At 70.7% G+C, this 20,461-nt stretch carries 25 protein-coding genes; 10 read left to right on the forward strand and 15 right to left on the reverse strand.

The features are described 5' to 3' along the window. Positions 1-103 precede the first annotated feature (103 nt). Positions 104-1,417 (forward strand): nicotinate phosphoribosyltransferase, encoded by a 1,314-nt coding sequence (locus tag ACWDAK_RS09445; RefSeq protein ID WP_427393986.1) that lies wholly within the window; start codon positions 104-106, stop codon positions 1,415-1,417. A 206-nt stretch (positions 1,418-1,623) separates the two neighbouring features. After that, on the forward strand, positions 1,624-2,214 hold the full coding sequence (locus tag ACWDAK_RS09450; RefSeq protein ID WP_344636279.1) for an isochorismatase family protein: 591 nt from the start codon (positions 1,624-1,626) through the stop codon (positions 2,212-2,214). Positions 2,215-2,462: 248 nt separating this feature from the next. Here ACWDAK_RS09450 and ACWDAK_RS09455 read toward each other — a convergent pair whose 3' ends face one another. Continuing rightward, on the reverse strand, positions 2,463-3,518 hold the full coding sequence (locus ACWDAK_RS09455; protein ID WP_344636280.1) for a type IV toxin-antitoxin system AbiEi family antitoxin domain-containing protein: 1,056 nt from the start codon (positions 3,516-3,518) through the stop codon (positions 2,463-2,465). Between the two features lie 316 nt (positions 3,519-3,834). On the opposite strand from ACWDAK_RS09455, the gene ACWDAK_RS09460 reads away from it, so the two are divergent. Continuing rightward, entirely contained in the window at positions 3,835-4,410 is a 576-nt protein-coding gene (locus ACWDAK_RS09460; RefSeq protein ID WP_427393987.1) for a hypothetical protein, read from the forward strand. Here ACWDAK_RS09460 and ACWDAK_RS09465 read toward each other — a convergent pair. The 3 genes from ACWDAK_RS09465 to ACWDAK_RS09475 all read right to left on the reverse strand — a co-directional run bounded on the left by ACWDAK_RS09465 (position 4,379) and on the right by ACWDAK_RS09475 (position 6,345). Continuing rightward, positions 4,379-4,672 carry a hypothetical protein gene (locus ACWDAK_RS09465; RefSeq protein WP_344636282.1) on the reverse strand — a complete coding sequence of 98 codons (294 nt, stop codon included), beginning with the start codon at positions 4,670-4,672 and terminating at the stop codon, positions 4,379-4,381. The two genes, ACWDAK_RS09460 and ACWDAK_RS09465, sit on opposite strands and share 32 nt — an antisense overlap. 178 nt (positions 4,673-4,850) lie before the next feature. After that, positions 4,851-5,030 carry a hypothetical protein gene (locus ACWDAK_RS09470; protein WP_427393988.1) on the reverse strand — a complete coding sequence of 60 codons (180 nt, stop codon included), beginning with the start codon at positions 5,028-5,030 and terminating at the stop codon, positions 4,851-4,853. Between the two features lie 82 nt (positions 5,031-5,112). After that, the gene (locus ACWDAK_RS09475) at positions 5,113-6,345 is read right to left on the reverse strand and encodes a cation diffusion facilitator family transporter (protein ID WP_344636284.1); all 1,233 of its coding nucleotides are present in this window, start codon (positions 6,343-6,345) and stop codon (positions 5,113-5,115) included. Between the two features lie 238 nt (positions 6,346-6,583). On the opposite strand from ACWDAK_RS09475, the gene ACWDAK_RS09480 reads away from it, so the two are divergent. Continuing rightward, positions 6,584-7,084, forward strand: a complete 501-nt coding sequence (locus ACWDAK_RS09480; protein WP_344636285.1) for an RNA polymerase sigma factor — start codon at positions 6,584-6,586, stop codon at positions 7,082-7,084. Between the two features lie 112 nt (positions 7,085-7,196). After that, on the forward strand, positions 7,197-8,264 hold the full coding sequence (locus ACWDAK_RS09485; RefSeq protein ID WP_427393989.1) for a DUF2332 domain-containing protein: 1,068 nt from the start codon (positions 7,197-7,199) through the stop codon (positions 8,262-8,264). Between the two features lie 34 nt (positions 8,265-8,298). Here the strand turns inward: ACWDAK_RS09485 and ACWDAK_RS09490 are convergent, their stop codons facing one another. The 3 genes from ACWDAK_RS09490 to ACWDAK_RS09500 all read right to left on the reverse strand — a co-directional run bounded on the left by ACWDAK_RS09490 (position 8,299) and on the right by ACWDAK_RS09500 (position 10,414). Beyond that, the gene (locus tag ACWDAK_RS09490; protein ID WP_427393990.1) at positions 8,299-8,832 is read right to left on the reverse strand and encodes a DinB family protein; all 534 of its coding nucleotides are present in this window, start codon (positions 8,830-8,832) and stop codon (positions 8,299-8,301) included. 83 nt (positions 8,833-8,915) lie between these two features. Beyond that, on the reverse strand, positions 8,916-9,302 hold the full coding sequence (locus tag ACWDAK_RS09495) for a winged helix-turn-helix transcriptional regulator (RefSeq protein ID WP_427393991.1): 387 nt from the start codon (positions 9,300-9,302) through the stop codon (positions 8,916-8,918). A gap of 248 nt (positions 9,303-9,550) precedes the next feature. Beyond that, positions 9,551-10,414, reverse strand: a complete 864-nt coding sequence (locus ACWDAK_RS09500; protein WP_344636289.1) for a hypothetical protein — start codon at positions 10,412-10,414, stop codon at positions 9,551-9,553. A gap of 838 nt (positions 10,415-11,252) precedes the next feature. Here ACWDAK_RS09500 and ACWDAK_RS09505 point away from each other — a divergent pair. Further along, positions 11,253-11,903 carry an NAD(P)-dependent oxidoreductase gene (locus tag ACWDAK_RS09505; protein WP_427393992.1) on the forward strand — a complete coding sequence of 217 codons (651 nt, stop codon included), beginning with the start codon at positions 11,253-11,255 and terminating at the stop codon, positions 11,901-11,903. On the opposite strand, the gene ACWDAK_RS09510 is transcribed toward ACWDAK_RS09505, so the two are convergent. Further along, positions 11,887-12,687 (reverse strand): DUF402 domain-containing protein, encoded by an 801-nt coding sequence (locus ACWDAK_RS09510; protein ID WP_427393993.1) that lies wholly within the window; start codon positions 12,685-12,687, stop codon positions 11,887-11,889. The two genes, ACWDAK_RS09505 and ACWDAK_RS09510, sit on opposite strands and share 17 nt — an antisense overlap. 78 nt (positions 12,688-12,765) lie before the next feature. Between ACWDAK_RS09510 and ACWDAK_RS09515 the strand changes: the two genes are divergently transcribed. Next, positions 12,766-13,329 (forward strand): GNAT family N-acetyltransferase, encoded by a 564-nt coding sequence (locus ACWDAK_RS09515; RefSeq protein ID WP_344636292.1) that lies wholly within the window; start codon positions 12,766-12,768, stop codon positions 13,327-13,329. Between the two features lie 27 nt (positions 13,330-13,356). On the opposite strand, the gene ACWDAK_RS09520 is transcribed toward ACWDAK_RS09515, so the two are convergent. The 3 genes from ACWDAK_RS09520 to ACWDAK_RS09530 all read right to left on the reverse strand — a co-directional run bounded on the left by ACWDAK_RS09520 (position 13,357) and on the right by ACWDAK_RS09530 (position 14,577). Further along, entirely contained in the window at positions 13,357-13,614 is a 258-nt protein-coding gene (locus ACWDAK_RS09520) for a hypothetical protein (protein ID WP_427393994.1), read from the reverse strand. 136 nt (positions 13,615-13,750) lie between these two features. Next, positions 13,751-14,035, reverse strand: coding sequence for a hypothetical protein (locus ACWDAK_RS09525; protein WP_427393995.1), 285 nt, complete (start codon positions 14,033-14,035; stop codon positions 13,751-13,753). Positions 14,036-14,175: 140 nt separating this feature from the next. Then, positions 14,176-14,577, reverse strand: a complete 402-nt coding sequence (locus tag ACWDAK_RS09530) for a hypothetical protein (RefSeq protein ID WP_427393996.1) — start codon at positions 14,575-14,577, stop codon at positions 14,176-14,178. Between the two features lie 174 nt (positions 14,578-14,751). Here ACWDAK_RS09530 and ACWDAK_RS09535 point away from each other — a divergent pair, with 174 nt between their 5' ends. Further along, the gene (locus ACWDAK_RS09535; protein WP_344636368.1) at positions 14,752-14,943 is read left to right on the forward strand and encodes a DUF397 domain-containing protein; all 192 of its coding nucleotides are present in this window, start codon (positions 14,752-14,754) and stop codon (positions 14,941-14,943) included. 203 nt (positions 14,944-15,146) lie between these two features. Here the strand turns inward: ACWDAK_RS09535 and ACWDAK_RS09540 are convergent, their stop codons facing one another. After that, positions 15,147-15,458, reverse strand: a complete 312-nt coding sequence (locus tag ACWDAK_RS09540) for a hypothetical protein (protein WP_427393997.1) — start codon at positions 15,456-15,458, stop codon at positions 15,147-15,149. A 115-nt stretch (positions 15,459-15,573) separates the two neighbouring features. Then, on the reverse strand, positions 15,574-16,014 hold the full coding sequence (locus ACWDAK_RS09545; protein WP_344636297.1) for an ATP-binding protein: 441 nt from the start codon (positions 16,012-16,014) through the stop codon (positions 15,574-15,576). Positions 16,015-16,282: 268 nt separating this feature from the next. On the opposite strand from ACWDAK_RS09545, the gene ACWDAK_RS09550 reads away from it, so the two are divergent. Next, complete coding sequence (locus tag ACWDAK_RS09550; protein WP_427393998.1) at positions 16,283-17,134, forward strand: helix-turn-helix domain-containing protein; 852 nt, start codon at positions 16,283-16,285, stop codon at positions 17,132-17,134. An 8-nt stretch (positions 17,135-17,142) separates the two neighbouring features. After that, a complete protein-coding gene (locus ACWDAK_RS09555; RefSeq protein ID WP_427394029.1) occupies positions 17,143-17,340 on the forward strand; it encodes a DUF397 domain-containing protein in 198 nt (65 codons plus the stop codon). A gap of 215 nt (positions 17,341-17,555) precedes the next feature. Here ACWDAK_RS09555 and mycP read toward each other — a convergent pair whose 3' ends face one another. Next, complete coding sequence (mycP, locus tag ACWDAK_RS09560; RefSeq protein ID WP_427393999.1) at positions 17,556-18,971, reverse strand: type VII secretion-associated serine protease mycosin; 1,416 nt, start codon at positions 18,969-18,971, stop codon at positions 17,556-17,558. A gap of 88 nt (positions 18,972-19,059) precedes the next feature. Beyond that, entirely contained in the window at positions 19,060-20,457 is a 1,398-nt protein-coding gene (locus ACWDAK_RS09565) for a WXG100 family type VII secretion target (RefSeq protein WP_427394000.1), read from the reverse strand. Positions 20,458-20,461 lie beyond the last annotated feature (4 nt).

Consider the following 20,461-nt stretch of genomic DNA (forward strand, 5'->3'; position numbering starts at 1 on the left):
CCGCCTCTCATGCTTCCATCCGAGGGAGGTCCCGGCGAATCCGGGTCACCCCACCCGGACAGAAATCGTCACTTTGACGCTAAGTGGTAGTAGCATCATCCTCATGGACGCCATCACCGCGCACCACTCCACTGCGCTGCTCACCGACCGTTACGAGCTGACCATGCTGCAGGCCGCCCTGCGCAGCGGAGCGGCACACCGCCGCTCGGTCTTCGAGGTGTTCACCCGGCGGCTGCCCAACGGCCGCCGCTACGGCGTGGTGGCCGGGACCGGACGGCTGCTGGACGCGATCGAGAACTTCCGCTTCACCGGCGCCCAACTGGCGTGGCTCGGCGACCAGGGCGTCGTCGAGGAGGACACCCTGGAGTACCTGGCGAACTACCGGTTCACCGGCGATGTGCACGGCTACCCCGAGGGCGAGGTCTACTTCCCGGGCTCGCCGATCCTCACCGTCGAGGGCAGCTTCGCCGAGGCGGTCATCCTGGAGACCGTCATCCTCTCGGTCCTCAACCACGACTCGGCGATCGCCGCCGCCGCGTCCCGGATGACCAGTGCCGCCGGGGACCGCCCCTGCATCGAGATGGGCGCCCGCCGGGCCCACGAGAGCGGCGCCGTGGCCGCCGCCCGTGCCGCGTACATCGCCGGTTTCACCGCCACCTCCGACCTGGAGGCCGGCTACACCTACGGCATCCCGACCGCCGGCACCGCCGCCCACGCCTTCACCCTGCTGCACGACAGCGAGCGGGACGCCTTCACCGCCCAGGTCGAGTCGATGGGCCGGGGCACCACCCTGCTGGTGGACACCTACGACCTGGCCGAGGCGGTCCGCACCGCCGTCGAGGTGGCCGGGCCGACCCTCGGCGCCGTCCGGATCGACTCCGGCGACCTCACCCTGCTCGCCCACCGGGTCCGCCGCCAACTGGACGAGCTGGGTGCCGAGAAGACCCGGATCATCGTCACCTCAGACCTGGACGAGTACGCCATCGCCGCACTCGCCGCCGCCCCCGTCGACGGCTACGGCGTCGGCACCAGCCTGGTCACCGGCAGCGGGCACCCGACCTGCGCGATGGTGTACAAGCTGGTCGCCCGGGCCACCACGCCGGACGGTCCGCTGGTCTCGGTCGCCAAGCGCTCGGCCGGCGGCAAGACCAGCGTCGGCGGCCGCAAGTGGGCCGCCCGGCGGCCCGACGCGGACGGAGTGGCCGAGGCCGAGGTGGTCGGGACCGGGCCGGTGCCCGAGGCGCTGGCGCCGCACCTGCTGCACGTCCCGCTGGTGACCGGCGGCGAGGTGGTGGGCCGCGAACCGCTCACCGCCGCCAGGGAGCGCCACAAGCGCGCCCGCGCCGCCCTCCCGCTGTCGGCCACCCAGCTCTCCAAGGGCGAGCCGGTACTGGCCACCGAACTGCTCACCTCCTGACACCCCGTGGGCGCGGGCGAGAGCCTGCGCGGCCGCCGCCGAAGCCGTGGCGGTCCGGCCGCGCCGCGCCCCCGCGCCGCCGGGTCACCGCCCTGCCGGGCATCTGCCGCCGGGCTTCCGCCTACGCGCGTCACTCCCTAGAGTGGCCACACCGGGGCCGCCGCACCGAGCCGCCGCACCACCGAATCCACCCAAGGAAGCACCCCATGCACCGGGCACTGATCGTCGTCGATGTGCAGAACGACTTCTGCGAGGGCGGCAGCCTGGCCGTCGCCGGCGGCGCCGAGGTGGCCGCCGCGATCACCGACCTGATCGCCGAGGCCTCCCCCGGGTACGCGCACATCGTCGCCACCCGGGACTGGCACATCGACCCGGGCCCGCACTTCTCCGCCGAGCCCGACTACGTCGACTCCTGGCCCGCGCACTGCGTCGCGGGCACCGAGGGCGTCGGCTTCCACCCCAACTTCGCGCCCTCGGTCACCTCGGGTGCGATCGAGGCGGTCTTCGACAAGGGCGCCCACTCGGCTGCCTACAGCGGCTTCGAGGGCAGCAACGAGAACGGGGAGACGCTGGCCGGCTGGCTGCGCGAGCGGGGCGTCACCGAGGTGGACGTGGTGGGCATCGCCACCGACCACTGCGTCCGGGCCACCGCCCTGGACGCCGCCCGGGAGGGCTTCGCCACCCGCGTCCTGCTGGACCTCACCGCCGGGGTCGCCCCCGCCACCACCGAGGCCGCCCTCACCGAACTCCGCAGCTCAGGCGTCGAACTGACCGGGACCCCCGTCGTCGTGGCGTGAGCCACCGGCGGCGCGGGGAGCCGGGCTCGGCCCGGCGTCCTGACGGCGCGGCCTTCGGCCCGGTGCCGCTCCAGCGCTCGGCCTGCCGGGGCCGCCCCGGCCGGGGCGGGGATGTCCGCCCTGCGGGAGTGAGTGCGGGAACCTCGGGCGAGAAGCCCGTGCCCCACGGGAGCCGGCCGCACCGACGGTCGGCCGCAGGGCCCTGCACCCCTGGCCCCCGCCCGGCCGGTCCCGCGCCGACGGCAGCCTCAGCGCTCGATGACGAGCAGTTCCACCACATCGACCCCACCCGCCACGAACGCCTCCCGGAGCTCGGCCCCGACCGCGTCCGGCTCCCGCAGGACCCGCTCCCCCGAGACGTAGACCACCCGCACCCCCAGGTACTCCATCCGGTGCTGCCCGCCCCTGACCCAGGCGGACTCGCCCTCGCTGACGCAGCGCAGCTCGGAATCCACCTCGACCGCCACGGCCACCGCCGGCCAGTACAGGTCGGGCACCGCGATGTAGGTACCGCCGCGCATCCGCAGCTCGGGGCCGGCCAGCGGCACCGGGAGCAGCCACTCGTCCACCAACTCGCCGATCCGGTCGAGCACCGACTCCCGCTCGACGGCCAGGAGTTCGTCCAGCGCCGCCCGCACCCGGGCCTCCCCCAGCAGGTCCGACTCCTGCAGTTCGGCCACCAACTCCCGCAGCGTGCAGCGGAATTCGCCACTCACCAGCCCCGGCGTCGCCGGGGTTGGCGAGACGGCCTCCCTGAGCACGTCGCGCAGCAGCTCGGGCCGGGCCTCGCCGCGGTCGAACACGCCCTCGTCCGTCCACTCGCGCACGGCGTCCGCGACCGCCCGCGCCACCGGGGCGCAGGCCAGGCCGTGCACCGAACGCGCCTCCAACTCCCGTTCGGTGCGCCGGATCCGCACCTCCCCGACGTCCCGCAACCGCCGCTGCCTGGGCACCAGGACGTCCACTTCGGTGACCGCGGGCAGCCGGGGCGCCGAGGCGAAGCCGTACAGAGCGAGCGCCGCCGCACCGGTGATCACCGCACCCTCGCGGCGGCCCTCCTCGCGGCCGTTCTGCGCCGCGTAGAGCAGCGCCGCCCACATCCGCTGCTCGGGCGTGGGTTCACCGTCCTGCAGCAGGTAGACCCGGGGCAGCACCCGCTGCCACGGACCGCCCCGCCGGCAGTGCTCACTGACCAACCTGGTCGGCACTCCCCGGGCGCGCAGCTGACTGGCCGTGATGACGTTCTGCTGACGGCGCGCCAACTCTTCGAGTGACGGATGCGAAGGAGGAGTCTGGTAGCTCATGCCGACACCCTCCCCAACAGCTCGCCCACTGCACCCATGACCTGACGCACTGTTACCCAACCGTCGCGAAATCGGGACTGCCCCGCACTAAAGTCCCCATACCCTCACTCATTCGGCGTAATGGACGTTCAGCACCTTGCCGGTTTCGACCGCAGTTGACATGTGCCATCCGGTTTTTCGTCGTCTACGACCTTCGGTGACGCCCGCCCGACACCCCGCGCTGAGCTGCGGCGACTGACCGACAGTGACGAAGGACATACGGTGAAGCACTGCCCCGAGGTCATGACCGCCCTCCGGGATTGCCTACCATCAGCTCATGCCACGCGATGAGTCCGCCGGCCTGCGTGCCGCCCAACTTCGTCTCGGCCGTCTGCCCGGTTACGTCCGCCAGCCAGACCTGGCCCGCCGCAACGGCGAGGACGGCCGCACGTACAAGAAGGGGTGGGAGGTCCGCTTCACCGCTCGCACCGAGGAGGAGATAGCCGAGATCCGCGACCTGGTGGTCGCCGCGGGCTTCGCCCCGGCCCGCCCCTTCTTCAAGGGGCACCAGCTGATCCAGCCCGTCTACGGCATCGCCGCCGTCCAGGCCTACCTCGCGGCGCGCGAGGCGGTCGAGGGCTCGGCCCGCACCAGAAGCGGCGCGCCGCGCGTCACCGAGCAGTGCCGGGCCGAGTCGGCCCAGCGCACCCCGACCCAGCGCAGAGGCACCGACCGGAGCCGCGGCGAGCGGGGCCGCGCCGAACGCGAGCACCGCACCGGTGCCGCCTCGACCGCCGCGGCCGCGGCCTCTGCTGCCGCAGCGGCGGCCGCACTGCGGGCCCGCCAGGCGGCGGAACCCGCCCAGACCGCGGACCCGCAGGTCAACGGGCCGGCGGCCGGTCGTACGTCCTGACGGCGCACTCGGCGTCGTAGGCCATCGGGTCGCCGCTCGGGGAGGGGAGGCCGAGGCGGGGGTCCAGCGGACCGGACGAATGGGCCCGGTCCTCGGCGACAGGGGCGGTGAACCCGCCCGCGTACGCCGAGAACAAGATCGAAGGGGGTTTCCGGGGAGAGCCGTACCGACCTGCCTGAGCGCTTCGGCCGGAGGTCGACGGGGCGTCCGCGCCGATGCCGCAGGCCCCGGGCAGCAGCGGGCCGGTGAGCTCGAAATCCATGCCGGGTCGTCCGGCACAGCAGTCCGAACCGCCTTCGCACCACGACTCGGTGGCCGCCCCCGGCGTCGTCCGGCGCCCTCCCGCCCTGGTGCCGGCCGAGCCGCCCGGTGCAGCGGTCGGAGCGGTACGCCCCCCCGCAACTCCTCCGGTCGGTGCCCGCCCGGACAGGTGCCGGCGGCTACGGGTGGGCGAAGCCGGGCTCGTAGGCCGCCACTATGGCGACCGTGACGGCCGCACCGGCGAGCGCGTTCACCGCCCTGCGGGCGAGGAAGGGGCGGGCGCCGATGGCCCGGGCCTCGGCAGCCTCAGCTCCGGTCGCGGCGGCTTCGGCTTCGATGGCGGCGGCGATGATCTTCATGATCGTCAGCCTGCCGTCCGGCGCACCTCCGCGGCCATCGGTGACACCCCTGCCCGGCCCCTGAGCCGACCATGATCCACCGTCAGGGCTTCACCCCGACCGGCGGATGGTCGATGTGCACGGTGGCGGCCAGCAGCCGGGGAACCGCCCTGATCAGCGCCCTTTCGGCCGCCTCCGCCACCTGGTGTCCGGCGACCACCGTGAGCCCGCCGTCCACCACGACCTCGGCCTCAGCCCGCAGCGAGTGCCCGATCCAGCGCATCCGCAGCGCCCCGACCCCCTGCACGCCCGCGACCGTCCGCAGCTCCCGCTCCGCCGCGTCCACCAGGACCGGATCGACCGCGTCCATCAGCCGCCGGCCGACCTCGCGCACGGAGGTCCGCAGCACCAGCAGGATCGCACCGGTGATCACCAGGCCGACGATCGGGTCCGCGGCGTGCCAGCCCACCGCGGTGCCCGCCGCGCCGAGCAGTACGGCCAGCGAGGTCAACCCGTCCGTACGGGCGTGCACACCGTCCGCGACCAGGGCGGCCGAGCCGATCGCCCGCCCGGTGCGGATCCGGTAGTGGGCGACCCACTCATTGCCCAGGCAGCCGACCAGCGCCGCCCCGGCGACCGCCCACAGGTGGGTGACCGGCTGCGGGTGCAGCAGCCGGTCCACGGCCGTGGCCGCGGCCAGCACCGAGGAGGCCAGCACTGCGAGCACCACGGCCACCCCGGCGAGGTCCTCGGCCCGGCCGTAGCCGTAGGTGTAGCGGCGGTTGGCGGCCCGGCGGCCGAGCAGGAAGGCGAGTCCGATCGGCACCGCGGTCAGGGCGTCGGCGAAGTTGTGCACCGTGTCGCCGAGCAGGGCGACCGAGCCGGAGAGCCCGACGATCACCGCCTGCGCGGCGGCGGTCAGCCCGAGGACCAGCAGCGAGACCCAGAGCGTACGCAGGCCCCGGGCGGAGGACTCCAGAGCGCTGTCGAGGCGGTCGGCGGCCTCGTGCGAGTGCGGCCTGACCAGATGCGCCAGCCGGTGGACGGCACCGCGCCAGGAGCGCTCCGGCGCGTGGCCGTGATCGTGGTCGTGGTCGCGGCTGTGGTCGTGATCGCGGTCGCGGTCGCGGTCGCGGTCGCGGCTGTGGTCGTGGCTGTGCGCGCCATGACCGTGGTCGTGACCGTGCCCGCTGTGACCGTGGCCGTCTCCTCGTCCGACGTGATCATGCCTGTGGGTGCGCCCGCCGGCGGGCCCGCCGGTGAGCGGATCGGCGGCTGCGTGGGTGTGGCTGCGGCCGGTGCCAGGGCCGTGGTGGTGGTCCGCGTGTGCCTCCATGAGACCCACGGTGGCACACCAACTCCCTTGCAGCCACTGCCGTTGTACCTATCCCAACCAGCTGCGACACGCTTGCAGGTACACTCATCCGACACCACGGCTGACACAGCGTCAAATAGCGGCTCAATCAAGCCCATTCCGGGAATCTGATGGGACTTGTCACTCAAAGCAGCCACTCAAGGGCCTAGAGTGAGCACAGGGTGCTCCCTTGCCGCCGAGACCAGATCGCGAGGCCGATGTGACCGACCGTCATGTCCCTTCCACCGGCCTGGGCAGTCCGGACGGCTCCACCGAGCTCGACTCCTCCGAACTCTCCGCCATGCCACTGGAGTTCGCCGCGTTCCGGGAGCTGCACCACCCGCGGTACCTGAGCTACGCCCGGGTCTGGTTCCACGAGCCGGCCCAGGCGGCGGCGATCGTCGAGCAGGCCTTCCGCGCCCTGGCCGGAGTGTGGCGCGAGGTGCTGGGCAGCCCCAATCCCGCCGCGGCGGCCTGGCAGATCCTCCGCACCACCGTCGCCGAACAGATCGCGCACCGCGACGGCCCGGCCGGCCGTACCGCCTCCGAGCGGCCGGACCTCCCGGAGCAGCGGAGCGCGGCCATGGACGAGGATCTCGCCATCCTGCACTACGTGGTCGGCCTGGCCACCCCCGAGATCGCCGACGTGGTCGGCAGCGACAGCGCGAGCATCGCCAGCCAGCTGCGGCACGCCTTCCGGCACGAGGCGGCCGACTGGTGAGCCGGCTCCCGCGGCCGTGATCGTTATCACCTGCCCGGCCACTACTCACCGGTCCCCACCAGGCGAAGGATGATCTCTGTCCGGGTCCCGAGCAGGCAGGAGTCACCTTCGCATGTCCATCGACCACGCCGTCGCGATGATCGGACTCCAGGCCGACGCCTGTGAGGAGCTGGGTTCCCCGCTGTACGCCGCGCTGCTCAGGCGGGCCGCCCAGGACGTCCGGGACGGCGGCCCGTGCGCCGACGCCATCGCCGGGTACGAGGGCGCACCCGGCCCCGACGCGATCGCGTTGCGCCTGATCGGCGGCGTCCACGCGCTGGTGCTCACCGGGCGGGCCCCGGAACTCGCCGTGCGCTTCCCGAGCGCCGGCGGCACGTTCGACCCGGCCGCGACCGACCGGGCCTGGGACGCCTTCCGCACCACCGTGGCGGCCGAGCTCCCGTGGATCAGGGACTGGATGACCCGGCCCCCGCAGACCAACGAGGTCGGCCGCGCCAACCTCCTGATCACCGGCCTGCTGCACACCCTCGCCGGACGCCAGCTCCCCGTACGGCTCTTCGAACTCGGCTCCAGCGCCGGGCTCAACCTCCTCGCCGACCGCTTCCGCTACGAGTCCGCCGGCTTCGGGTACGGCCCCGAGGACTCGCCCGTACTGCTCCCAGGCGCCTGGCGCGGCGCCCCGCCGGCCTGGCTCGACGAGGAGCAGCCGCCCGTCGTCGTCACCGAGCGGCGGGGCTGCGACCCGACCCCGATCGACCCCGTCTCCGCCGAGGGCGCGCTCGCGCTGCGCGCCTACGTCTGGGCCGACCAGCCCGCCCGCGCCGCCCGGCTGAACGGGGCGCTCCGGCTCGCCGGCACGACTCCGACGCGGGTCGACCCGGTCGGCGCCGCCGATTTCCTCGCGGACGTCCAGCCCCGGGAGGGCACGCTGACGGTGGTCTGGCACTCCGTCATGCGCCAGTACGTCCCGGCCGAGGAATGGGCCCGGGTGGAGGGCGAGTTGCAGCGGCTGGCCGCGGCGAGCACCGCCACCGCCCCGTTCGCCCACATCGCCTTCGAACCGCGCCGGGCCGACAACGGGCACCGCTTCCTGCTCGTCGTGCGCGACGGGTCCGACTTCGCGGTGGAGCGGGTGCTCGCCGAGGCCGTGCCGCACGGGCTCCCCGCCTGGACCGTCTGAGGCCGCCCGAGAACGCCGACTGCCCGAGTGGGCGTCAGACCCGCGTCCCGGTGACGTCGAAGAGGTGGTGCACCGGGTCGTGGATCAGGTAGCGCGCGAAGGACTCCACGGTGAACCGCGCACCGTCGCTGCGGCCGCCAGTGCGCTGCCACTGCTCGCCGGCGACCGCCTCGAAGGCCTGCGCCAGCCGCTCCGCCGCCTCGGCCAGCTGCACCGCGACCAGCCCCGGATCCTGGCTGCCGTACTGCTCGGCGGCGGCGGTCTCGTCCTGGTCCCAGTTGGCGAACAGCGGATCGTCCTGGGTGAGCATGAGGTCGAGCCGGACGGCGAAGAGCCGGAACACGTCCCGGACGTGGCAGGCGTACTCCAGGTCCGACCAGACGTCGGGGCGCGGGCGGCGGCGCAACCGCTCGTCGGGAAGCTCGGCGAGCCTGGCAACCCAGGCGGTGGCGTTGGCGCGGACCATCGCGGGGACGTCCTCGCGGGCCACCGACGGGGTGTCCAGCCCGCAGTCGGCGCAGGGGCGTTGGAGGACCCAGGTCCAGTCCTTGGTGTCAGGAGTGATCATGCGTCCAGGGTGGCCCGGCCGCCCTCGGCTCCGCCAGCGGCCGGACCGCCGCACAGCGCCAAGATCCTGCCAGTCGCCGCGCCCTACGCCACCTCCCGCTCCCCCTGCTCGTACGCCTCACGGGCCGCCAGCAGGTCGGCCAGGTGCTCGCGGCCCCAGGCGCAGGCCGCGTCCATCGGCCCGAACAGCGAACGGCCGAGCGGCGTCAGCTCGTACTCCACGCGCGGCGGGTTCTCGTCGTGGGCTGTGCGGGTCAGCACGCCGTCGCGTTCCATCGCGCGCAGCGTCTCGGCCAGCACCTTGGCCGTGATGCCGCGCAGCGGCACCTTGAGCTCGGAGAAGCGGCGCGGCCCGGCCTCCAGACAGCGCATGATCTTCCAACTCCACTTCGCCCCGCCGGTGATGGGCAGTGCGGGGACCGGGCAGTGCGGTCCGAAGAAGTCCGCGGTCAGCGGCTCAAACTCGATCATGACCTGACGGTACTGCGGTGGTGTCGGTGGCGTTCAAGCCCAGGTCCGTAGGAAGCCGGTCGTACCGTCGCTGCCGAGAAAGACGGGCTCGTTGAAGGTGCTTGCATGAACGCCAGTGGTGTTTCGAAGTCCGGGAGTTGCCGGTCGTGACGGTGTGATGCGGCTGGTCGGGCGGTTGCCGACGCAACGAGGCTCCGGTTGGAGGGGCGACTTGCTCAGTCGCCCTGCACCGGAGCCTCGATGTGGCGTCAGCCAGAGCAGCCTGGTACTGCGGTCGGGCTGCCGAGGCAGTTGGTGGGACTGTTGCCGTTGACCCGGCTCATGGTGAGGGTCACGGAACTGCCGTTGTTGTAGATGCCGCCCGGGGCAGTGGTGGACCGGTTGTTGTTGACATTGCTCCGGACGATCGTGACCGTCACGTTGCCGAAGGTCGCGAGCCCGCCGCCGCCGGTGCCGGCCTGGTTCTCGTTGAGGTTGCTGTCGTCGATGCGCAGCCTGCCGTCGTTGGCGACGCCACCGCCCAGTTGGTCGGCGGAGTTGTCGATGATCCGGCTGCGGTTGATGGTCATGTTGCCGTCGTTGGCCACGGCGCCGCCGTTGTGCACTGCGTGATTGCCGGTGAGCATGCTGTCGGTGATCGTGGTCGTGGTGCCGGTGAACCCGCCGATGCCTCCGGAGAAGTTGCCGCGGTTGTCGCGGATCCGGCTGCTGGTGACGGTGAGCGTTCCGAAGTTGGCGATGCCCCCGCCGAAGTCCCCGCCGGCGTCGCCGTTGCTGATGGTGGCGTCACGGAGGCGGAGGGAGTTCCTGACCGTGAGGATGCGGAACGGCGTCGCGGAGTTGCGCGTGATCGTGCTGTTGCGCGCGTTGATGGTGAGGTCGCCGAGGATGTCCGGCAACGGGCTGGTCAGGCCATAGGTGCAACCGGGCTTGAGAGTGAGCGTCACCGGTCCGGTCGCCCCGTTGGCTGCCGTGATGGCGGCGGCCAGAGCAGCCGTGTTGCAGGGGACGGTGGTCTGTGCGTGGGCCGTGGCGGGCGCGACGAGCGCCCCGGTGGTGGAGACGAGACCGACGCAGAGCGTCTTGGCCAGGTTCACGAACGACGTGCGCATGATCGGAGTGTTCTCCTCGGGAAGGGTCTTGGAAGGGGCTCTGCGGTGTCCGGCGGGTCGCAGCGGTGTCCCCGGAGCGGCCGGCAGTGGCGCGCAGGCCGCCCGGATCGGACGAGGGGTGCTCGGAGCACTCCTCCGAGCCGGCCGCTCGTTCCGTCAAGGCCGGTGCGGGTCATGAGGCTGACCGCTGCGACGTCGCCCCGGAGCGCCCGGCCGCGACCTCTCGGCACAGCAGGTCGGGGCCGAACTCGTGTGCCGGGGCGCCGATCTGACACGGTGCGGTCTCAAGGACCGGTGTGAACCCCGACGGTGCCGGTGGCGGGTGTGCGGCGGGGTGCCGAGTCGCCGGACCGAGGACCGGGGATCGTCCGGCGTGATCGGTCTGCGAGTGCGGAGAGTGATCATGCCTTGCTGTCCGTCGGATCATCGGCTCGGATCGTCGGTGGCCCTGCTCAGCCCGAAAGAGCCACGGCAGAGAGGGTTTGTCCGGTGCCGGACGGTGTTCAGTCTGGGCGGCCGGTCGCACTGTTGTCGCGCCGGGCCGCGCGGATGGGGGACGCACGGTCACCGACCGGCGCGTCGGCGGGCCGTCCGGCGGGCGTCCCCGCGCGGGGTCCTCCGGCAGGCACCCGGCGGGCCGGTACGGCGCACCGCGCCGGGCGGACTGGTCGGCTGAGATTCCTCCTCCGAGCCGGACGGCTCGGCACTCGGACGGCCTGTCCCGGCGCAGCAGTTCCAGGCAGCGGGGTGAGCCGGCGGTTTCCTTGAAGTAACCGGCACCCCTCGTCCTACCGTCGGGCCAGGCGCGGTCCGGCGCCCTTCACCGGTAGGAGTCCCCATGAGCAGCAGCACCCTTGTCGTTTTCGGCGCGGGCGGCCGGGTCGGCCGTGCCGTCACCGCCGAGGCCGTCGCACGCGGCCTGTCCGTCACCGCCGCGGTCCGCTCACCCGAGCGGCATGCCGACCTGGCGGGTCCTCAGGTGACGGTGGTGGGTTGCGATGTCAGCGATGCGGAGGCGGTGGCCGAGGCCGCCGCCGGGCACGGCGCGGCCGTCAGCTCTCTGTACCGGGCCGACGTGCCCTCGCAGGACTTCTACGGTGCCGTCACCGAGGGCCTGCTCGCCGGCCTCGGGCGGGCCGGCACCGGCCGGCTGGTCAGCGTCGGCATGGCCGCCACCCTGGAGACCGCACCCGGTGTCCGGGTCATGGACGACCCCGAGTTCCCCGCCGAGTGGCGCACCTTCTCGCTCGGCCACGCCCTCGCCCTCGACCTGCTGGCCACCCGGGCACCGGCCGTCCTGGACTGGCTGGTGCTCACCCCTCCGATGGACCTCGGCCACGACGGCGTACGCACCGGGCGGTACCAGCTGGGCGGCCGCGCCTTCCCGGAAGGCGGCGGGCACATCTCGCACGCCGACTACGCCATCGCGGTGCTGGACCAGATCGAGCGCCCCAGCCGGCACCGGACGCAGATCAGCGTGTACTCCTGAGCGCCGCACCACCGGGTGGTTCGTCGGCGCTGCGGCCGCCTGAGCGGTGCGGCGGTGCTGTCGGCGACCCCCACCTCCCCTGGGCCGGACCGTCGTGCTCACCGTGGGCCGCCGCCTCGGCCACGGTGCCGCGCTGGGGCGGCACGGCGGTGCCCGAGAGCCGCCGTGCCGGTGCGGGTGGCAGGGGCGGCCTGCCCCAGTCGGCGGGCGGCCGGTAGTCGCACCGGCTCCCGTCGAACGGGAACTCCCGGCCCTGGGCCAGGCGCGCCAGCCGCTCCCCCTCCGCCCGCACCTCCGCGGCCTGCTCCGCGGTCCAGTACGCGGGATGGCCGGTCTTGGCCGCGAAGGACTCCTCGTCCTTCCACCGCCAGGTACCGTCCGGCGCGACGGTGAGATCCAACTCCTGGTCCGCGACGTCGATGTCGTCGCCCCGGCGGGTACGGCGCTCCAGGTTCACGTACCAGCCCTCGAAGGCACACCCGGGCTCCGGCGCGAACTTCCACCACACCGCGTGCCCGGCCCCGCTCGGCTGGAAGATCAGTGAACCGCCCTCGTACCAGCGCCCCGGCACCAGCCGGTACCCGCCGGGCGGCCACTGCGCCGGATCGATGTCGCGGATGTGCCGTCCCGCGGGCAACTCCGCCTCCCACACCGGCGATCCGCCCGCCATCCACAGCCACAGACCGTCGGCGCCGTGCGCCACGACCCGCACCGGGACCACCGCGAGCAACTGCCCGCCGAAGGAGAAGTTCCACCGCAGGACGCGGCCCTCTTCGAGGTACATGTCTGAAATGGTGTCACGCGCCACCGGACGTCCGGAGACGGTTTGGCCGACCGGTGACGGCCCGAGTAGAACTGCTGAGTGATCAACGACCACGCCCTGAACGACAAACCCACCGTGATCGGCGAACGAGTCCGCCTGGTACCCCTGGGCCCTCAGCACGCGGAACCCTTCTGGCAGGCCACCCTTGACCCGGAGAACCGTCGACTCACCGGCACCCGCCGGGAGTTCACCCTCGACTTCGTCCGCGACTGGTGCGCCGACCGCGCCACCCAGCCCGGCCGGCTCGACCTCGCGATCGAGGACCGCACCACCGGCGACTACCTCGGCGAACTCGCCCTGATCGACGTCGACCACGACAGCGAGTCCGCCGCCTTCCGCATCGCCCTCAGCCCCGGTCTCGCCGGCCGCGGCTACGGCACCGAGGCAGCACGCCTCCTGCTCGGCTACGCCTTCGACCAAGTACGGCTGCACCGCGTCCAGTTGGAGGTCTACTCCTTCAACCTGCGCGCCATCCGCGCTTACCAGAAGGCCGGGTTCGTCCTCGAAGGCCACCTGCGCGACGCCCACATGTGGGAGGGCCGGCGCTACGACGTGTTCTGCATGGCCGCGCTGCGCGGCGAATGGCGGGCACCCGCCCAGTGAGCGAGGCCCCCGCCATCCGACGATCCGTCAATCGCTCGTGTCGGCGTCCGTCTGAATCGCGCAGACCGCACCGACGTTCTGCTGGGTGAATCCGGCCGCCCCTCCGAAGAACGTTGTCAGCAGCCCCCTGCAGACCGCGGCCTCCTGCGGAGTCTTCGGCCCTTCGGCCGCCGCCGGCTGCGCCGCCAGCAACGGCGTCGCCAGCAGTACCGCGGAGCACAGCGCGCGGGTGGCGAGCTTCTTCAGCTTCGAGTTCGACTTCGACGTCGATGACGCAGAGAACATGTCGGCCCTTCGGTTAGGCGATGGACGAGCCATCCCTATCCGAAGGGCCGTTGGCTTCCGCAGATTCTGAGCCATCCGTGAGCGTGTCAACGGCGGAGCAGCAGTTATGGATCCCGTGCGGTCTCGGAGTCCGGCATCAGAGGTCGCAGTCCCGGCGTGGATGCACGGGGTGGAAGTGCCCGAGGAGTTCGGACAGGTCGTACACCTCCACCAGGAGGAACACCAGACTGACGAAGAGCATTGCCTTCAACACCGGAGTGAGAAGGGACTCGACGGGCCGCGGGCCGCGAGTCGCGCTCCGGAGCAGGACGGTGATCAGGATCACGACAGCGATCCCGAGAGCCCCACCCCCGCAGGCCGCCAGCCGAGCTGCCAGAGGCAGGCCGGGGCTGTCCAGGCAGTTGCCCAGGGGGATGTCCACGTAACGAAAATCCGCCCACCGTGCGTAGAGCACGCTGACGAGCGCGAGAGGGCTGCCCAGCAGCGTGGCGACGGCTGTTCGACGCCACCGCGCGTGGGTCGGGGACGGAGCCGGGTTCATTACCTCCGCCTCACGACCCATCAGGACCCACATCCCAGAGTGGATCCGGGTCGGGTCTGGAAATCCGGGACCAGCTGGTTGAGGGTGACCACGTCCAACGCGACACCCAGCAGGCTGATGGCGAACACCACCGTCAGGCTCGCGACAAGCCACGGCCGCACGGGTCGTTGCACGCGGGAAGCGGTCCGCAGCAGCATCTGGATGCAGATCACGGCAAGGGTTCCGAGGAGCGGGCTGGTCCAGGCAGCCGCCTGGACCAGTACGGGAGGAGCGGGTTGGCTCTCGCAGATGAGTCGCGGGAGGCTCCGCCAGTCGTAGGCCGCTGTGGAAGCGTAGGAGGCGCAGACGGTTGCACCGAGGATGGCCAGGAGCGCGGCAGGGGCCGTCCAGCGCCAGTGCGGCAGGTTCACGTTGGGCTTCACAAACTTCGTGACAATAGGAGCTGCTGAAGAGCGATCAGGATATGTCTACGCGCCAGAAGCCCTGAGATCAGCTGCCTGGACACCCGAACAGACCTCGGCCTTCCTTGCGAAGGCGATCCGGGACATCCCGCACGACGATGGCGAGGAGAAGCAACGGTGAGTCGATCCGACGTGGTGACCCCGTTCAGGAAGTCGTCCTACTCGGGCCAGGGAGGAGAATGCGTGGAGACTGCCCGCACCGTTGGCGAAGGTCAGGCTGTCCGCGACTCCAAGGCCCCGGACGGTCCGACGCTGTCCTTCTCGGCAGACGCTTGGTCGGCGTTCGTCGCCGGGGTCAAGGCTGGAGAGTTCCCGGGCGGCTACTGATCACCCGGCCCAGTGACGGCCCCGGCCGGACGAACGGCCAGGGAAGTTCGAACTAGTCGTAGTTGCAGCGGTGCGATCCCGCAGGCGGGCTGGTCCGGGCAGGTGCTGAGGTGGCTCGGTCGCTCACGAGGTGTGGACCGGTCGGAGCGACTGCACTTCCCCGCACCCGCCCGCCGGGCGCAGCCGGTTCGGAACGCGTCGGGTCAGTTGGGTTCGGCCTTGTCGGCCGGGCGGATCCGCACGTAGTGCGAGCGGCCGTCCATGGCGAACGCGAGGTCGATCCGGCCGTCGCGCCGGATGAACTCCGCTACGTGATCAGCTGCTTGGGGTCGGGTGAGGAAGTACCGGAACGCGTCGGCCTGCACCGCCCCCAGCGGCAGCAACCGCAGCGAGCCCCAGAGTGCCGACAGGGCGTCCGGAAGGCGCTCGAACGTCGCCGGGCCGCACACGTCCTCGATCTCGACCACGACCGGTCCGCCATCACTGACCCCGACCGCCTTGCGCTTACGGATCACCGCGCCACCTCCATGACACTGCGGCCGGGACGAACCGCCGCTCCATCCCCCGGCCGGACGTCGCAGCGCACATGTGCATCCATCTGACGGTGTGCCACCACCGGCCCTGTCGCGCTCATTCCGCATCCCCGGCCGCCGGTGCGATGGCCGCCCAGACGAGCTTGCCGATTCCGCCCTCGCGCGGGCCGCAACCCCAGCCGGTCGTCAGCTGCTCGACCAGCCACAGCCCCCGGCCGCGCTCGTCGTCGGGACCCGCCGCCTGCACGGCCGGGCGCGCGGTGCTCGCGTCATGCACTTCGACCCGCAACTCTCGCGGCCACAGCTCGAAGCGGACCATGAGCAGTCGGCCCGGCGGCGTGCGGGCATGCTGGACCGCGTTGTTCACCAGCTCGGTCAGAACCAACTCGCCTGCAGTCACGTACAGTTCGCCGCCGGCGAGACCAGCCAGGAAGCCTCGGAGCAGTCTCCGGGCGGCGCTTCCCGACTTTCGGTGGCGCGGCAGCCAGCACGAGTACTCATCGGGTGCGACGGGCGATCTCTCCAGCGCTTCGGGCATGGCGACTCCCCTCCTGGACATGGGTGGTGGACGTGAGCCTGAGCCGGTCAACGGCCTTGGCGGCAGCCGAAATCAGGCATAGGGATGCCCGGTTGGCGAGCCACTGCCATCACGCTGCGTCGACGGTTGACTACGTTCAGCAGCATGCTCTCCGTGGAGTCACCGTGCAAGTGCATGGGCCATGCAATTGCACGAACGGGTGACGGTTGAGCACCTCGACGGGAGTGGCAGACTGTGTACCGACGTGACCTACCGGGGAGAGTGACGGGTGGACAGCCCAACCGTGCTGCGGCGTAGGCTCGGCGCAGAGCTGGGGAAGTTGCGCATGTCGCGCGGCGCGAGCGCCAAGGATGTTGCCGCCGCACTGGATTGGTCCGCGTCCAAGCTGAGCCGCATCGAGAGCGGGAGTGTGCCGCTACAGGACCGTGATGCAGCAAAGCTGTTGGCGCACTACGGCGTTAACGATCCCGCCGAAGTGAAGCAGTTCATCAACCTCACTCGGCAGAGTCGCCAGCAAGGCTGGTGGCACGCCTACGGCGATGCACTGCCGGACTGGTTCCGCGCGTACATCGGGCTTGAGGCCGACGCGACAAAGATCGTGACGTTCCAGTGCGAGCTGGTGCCGGGACTACTCCAGACGGAAAGCTACGCACGGCAGGTCATCCGGGCCATGAACCCCACGGAGTCGGCAGACGACATCGAACGCCGCGTAGCACTTCGCATGGAACGGCAGCAGATCCTCGATCGGCAGGACCCGCCACAGCTCTGGGCCATCATCGGAGAGGCCGTCATAAGGCGCCATGTCGGCGACGCTTCCACCATGCGTGCCCAACTCGGTCACCTGGCTGACATGGCCGAGACGAGACCCAACATCACCATCCAGGTGCTCCCGTTCTCAGCTGGCGCTCACGCCGCCATGGGAGCGTCCTTCTCCGTTCTGTCGTTCAGCGACCTCCCTGGAAGCGTGGCCTATTCCGAGGTCACAACGAGCAGCATCTACACCGAGCGGCCGTCCGAAGTCGCCCGCCATCAGGAGACTTTCCTTCGCCTCATGGCGTCATCGGTTCAACCTGAGAAGTCGGTCTCATGGCTGAGGGAAGTCGCAGAGGAGTGCCAGTGAAGCACCAGATGCCAGCCGTCAGGTGGCGCAAGAGTTCATACAGCAACGGACAGGGTGACTGCGTCGAGGTGGCCGACGGCCTTCCCGGTGTGATGCCGGTCCGCGACTCCAAAGACCCCGACGGGCCCGCGCTGGTCTTCCCGGCCGAGGCATGGTCGGCATTCATCGCCGGGGTCAAAGCGGGAGAGTTCCCAGGCAGCTGCTGATGAACTGATCCCTGGCTCAGCGGCGGCCCCGACCGGATGACCGGCCGGGGCCGCCGTATTGCCCGGTAGCCGCACGCACATTGGCCTGTGGAACGGTGAATCCACCCAGTCCGGCGCCGCAGAAAACGTGTCGGCCCTTCGGACGGGTGATGGGCGAGCCATCACCGCCCGAAGGGCCGTTCGCATCCACGGATGCTTCGTGATCCGCGAGTGTGTCAGCGGTACGGGTTCTCCGAGGCCGGCGGCTGCGGCTGGTAGTACTGCGGCGGCTGCGCACCACCACCCGTGGGCGGCACCTGCTGGTACGGCGGGTGCTGCTGCCCACCGGCGCCGTACGGCGGCTGGCCGCCCGCCGGCGCGTAACCCCCGGGCCCACCCGGTCCACCCGAGCCCCCAGGGCCACCAGATCCACCGGATCCGCGCCCACGACGCACCACAAGCAGCACCACGCCACCGATCACCAGCAGCGCGACAACACCGATGCCCGCATAGAGCACCATCGAGCTCTTACCGCTGTCCTTCTTCTCGGGCGCGGGCTGGGGCTGCCCGGTGTCCTTGCTCGCACCGGGGGAGGGGGCTGCCGCCGACGAGGCTCCGTCGTCCCCTCCCTGTGCCTCGACCCGTCCAAGCAACGGGTTTTCCTTCGGCCCATTGTCGACATCCGGGTTAGGCGCCAACGCCTTCGAGGGTGACGCAATCCCGTAACCGTAGCTGTTGTTGGGCGCCTTCGAGCCGTCGGGCGGCGCGACCGCAGTCTTAATCATCCGGTTGATGACCTGACCAGCAGACAGATTGGGGTACTTGGAGCGGATGAGCGCTGCAAGGGCGGAGACATAGGCGGTGGACGCAGAGGTTCCGGTCCCATTCCCGTAACTCGTCGCTGACTCGTTGCTTGCTCCGTAAATTCCTACTCCAGGAGCAGCAAGCGTCACCTCAGGACCGCGGTTGGACTTGTCCCAGACCATGCCCTGCTTGTCGATGGCTCCGACTGCCACTACGCCAGGGAACGCGGCTGGATAGGTGACAGGCAGACCGTGGTCCCCTAGATTCCCGGCACCAGCAACAAGAACCACATTCTTCTTGATCGCTTGGTTGACGGCAGCACGAACCTGGCTATCGTGCCCCATGCCATCCGATGAAATGGACATGTTGATAACATCCGCACCGTGGCCTACTGCATAATTAATCGCATCTGCCACCTTGCTCTCACCACCCGAAACTTCCCCCGCCCCACTGAGGGTAATCCGGATCGGCAGGATTTTGGCCTTGGGCGCCAAGCCCATGATGCCATCTTGATCACCATGACCGTGAGCCGCAATAATACTGGCGATTTCAGTTCCATGCCCCTGTTTATCCGCGCGCCCATCTGTCCCCGATCCGGAGAAGTCGGCGCCAGGGAGAACCTGACCAGTCAGATCTTGGTGGTCAGCAAATACGCCACTATCGATTACTGCAACCTTCACTCCCTCGCCCTGGCTGACTGGCCAGACTGCCCCCTTTGCGTCGTAATTGATGAGAGCCCACTGCCCATCGCGCACACTGTCTGCGCTGGCCGGCGCAGCGCTCAGACCCCAGAGCAGGGCTCCTGCTGCAAGCGCGGCCACACCGCGCATCGGTCGGCTGGTCGTCAAGCCACGTCACCCCACTCATCGAAGCGGCCGTCCCGCAGAAGCGATCTGCGGGACGGCCGGTCAGGTCAGACTGTCCTGCTGGCGAGAATCATTCCACCACGTTCGGGTTGGCCTTCTCCCCCGACTTCCACGTTTCCTCGTCCTCCACCAGGTAGGAGGGACGGTCCTTGCCCTTCTTCTCCTTCTTGGCGCCCTTCCCCCCGGCGCCGGGCGCCCCATGCGCGCCGTTGCCCTTACCAGCACCGGACTCACCGGCCTGGCCGGCCTGGCCCGCCTGCGCACGGCTCCGGCCAAGACCCGAGCCCCCCTCAGTGAACGAGCGGCGCCCGGCACCAGCGGCCCCGGCCTCACCCGCTGCCCCGCCAGGACGCTGGCCCAGCCCCCGGCCCATGCGGCCGCCACCCGCAGCCCCACCGGCTCCGCCTTCAGCGCCGCCCATACCCTCGGCCCCGAACGCGCCGCCAGCACGGGCCGCGCCGCGACCGCCACCGGCACCGAGGCCGCCACGGCCCAACGAAGAACCACCGCTGGGCAAGCCACCCTTGGAGCTGCCAGTAAGGCCTCCGCCGCCAACTACGGGAGGGCAGGCGCCCGTACCCGGGAGAGTGCCGGTGCCAGTGGTACCGGTCCCAATTTCGCCGGTGAGAATCGGTCCACCGCCGACCTTTCCCGGCTTGGGTGCGACTACACCTCCGTCAATCCCGGTACCAGCTCCGGGGCTTCCAGGCTGTTGCGGGCGAGGAGCCGGATTAGCCGTACCGCCCCAGACTCCCGGATCGGTGGGCGGAGCCACAACTGGCTTCGGAGGCGTCGCAGTTTGACCGGAAGACCATGAGGCCGACTCTCGGCCACTCGGGCGGGTAGTTTCGGCGGTGCTACCCGCACTTGCGAGGCCCAGACCAGCGCCAACAAACAACCCGCTGATGGCCTCAGCACCACTCGAGCTATCTGGCGGCGGGAGCTTGTCAATCTCTTCAATTGATGAGGTGGGAGGTGGCTTCAACGCCGCAGTGCTTGCACGGTACTTAACCGCCAACGTATCCATTACAGCAACAGCCTGCGCCTTCCGCTCATCGGCGATAGGCGTAGTCTTCTCTCCCACCAGCGACTTTGCGGCGTCGCCGATGGAGTCACCAACCTTGTCCAGGAGGTCGGGCTCCTCAGGCATGTCGCGCTTGGCCTGGTCGATTGCCTCAGAGATCCCCTGAAGTTCGACCGCAGCGTCGTTTGCATATGCGGCAGCATTGTTGACGCTGTTGGCCAGCTTCGTCATCTTGCTGTAGAAGGCGTCACTGGTGGCGCCCTCCCAGGAGTGCGTGGCATCGCCCGCAGCGGTGTTGAGGGCGGTTCGGATCTGCTTGAGAGTGGCGGCAGCCTTGCGCCAGGGATCACTGGCAGCCATGACCGCGCCGGAGTCCATGGACTGGACCATGCGCCGCATGTCGCCATGGCTGTATCCGCTGAAGTTCGTGTTCGCGTCACTCATGCTC

This window comes from Kitasatospora sp. NPDC001175, assembly GCF_053598215.1.

Excerpts from the sequence above, each read along its gene's own strand:
- ACWDAK_RS09470 (WP_427393988.1), bottom strand. The coding sequence starts at position 5,030 with ATGAAGATCATCGCCGCCGCCATCGAAGCCGAAGCCGCCGCGACCGGA.
- ACWDAK_RS09505 (WP_427393992.1), top strand. The coding sequence starts at position 11,253 with ATGAGCAGCAGCACCCTTGTCGTTTTCGGCGCGGGCGGCCGGGTCGGC.
- ACWDAK_RS09520 (WP_427393994.1), bottom strand. The coding sequence starts at position 13,614 with ATGTTCTCTGCGTCATCGACGTCGAAGTCGAACTCGAAGCTGAAGAAG.
- ACWDAK_RS09510 (WP_427393993.1), bottom strand. The coding sequence starts at position 12,687 with ATGTACCTCGAAGAGGGCCGCGTCCTGCGGTGGAACTTCTCCTTCGGC.
- ACWDAK_RS09450 (WP_344636279.1), top strand. The coding sequence starts at position 1,624 with ATGCACCGGGCACTGATCGTCGTCGATGTGCAGAACGACTTCTGCGAG.
- ACWDAK_RS09445 (WP_427393986.1), top strand. The coding sequence starts at position 104 with ATGGACGCCATCACCGCGCACCACTCCACTGCGCTGCTCACCGACCGT.
- ACWDAK_RS09495 (WP_427393991.1), bottom strand. The coding sequence starts at position 9,302 with ATGATCGAGTTTGAGCCGCTGACCGCGGACTTCTTCGGACCGCACTGC.
- ACWDAK_RS09465 (WP_344636282.1), bottom strand. The coding sequence starts at position 4,672 with ATGGATTTCGAGCTCACCGGCCCGCTGCTGCCCGGGGCCTGCGGCATC.
- ACWDAK_RS09565 (WP_427394000.1), bottom strand. The coding sequence starts at position 20,457 with ATGAGTGACGCGAACACGAACTTCAGCGGATACAGCCATGGCGACATG.
- ACWDAK_RS09490 (WP_427393990.1), bottom strand. The coding sequence starts at position 8,832 with ATGATCACTCCTGACACCAAGGACTGGACCTGGGTCCTCCAACGCCCC.
- ACWDAK_RS09455 (WP_344636280.1), bottom strand. The coding sequence starts at position 3,518 with ATGAGCTACCAGACTCCTCCTTCGCATCCGTCACTCGAAGAGTTGGCG.
- ACWDAK_RS09545 (WP_344636297.1), bottom strand. The coding sequence starts at position 16,014 with ATGCCCGAAGCGCTGGAGAGATCGCCCGTCGCACCCGATGAGTACTCG.
- ACWDAK_RS09485 (WP_427393989.1), top strand. The coding sequence starts at position 7,197 with ATGTCCATCGACCACGCCGTCGCGATGATCGGACTCCAGGCCGACGCC.
- ACWDAK_RS09500 (WP_344636289.1), bottom strand. The coding sequence starts at position 10,414 with ATGCGCACGTCGTTCGTGAACCTGGCCAAGACGCTCTGCGTCGGTCTC.
- ACWDAK_RS09475 (WP_344636284.1), bottom strand. The coding sequence starts at position 6,345 with ATGGAGGCACACGCGGACCACCACCACGGCCCTGGCACCGGCCGCAGC.
- ACWDAK_RS09460 (WP_427393987.1), top strand. The coding sequence starts at position 3,835 with ATGCCACGCGATGAGTCCGCCGGCCTGCGTGCCGCCCAACTTCGTCTC.
- ACWDAK_RS09555 (WP_427394029.1), top strand. The coding sequence starts at position 17,143 with ATGCCAGCCGTCAGGTGGCGCAAGAGTTCATACAGCAACGGACAGGGT.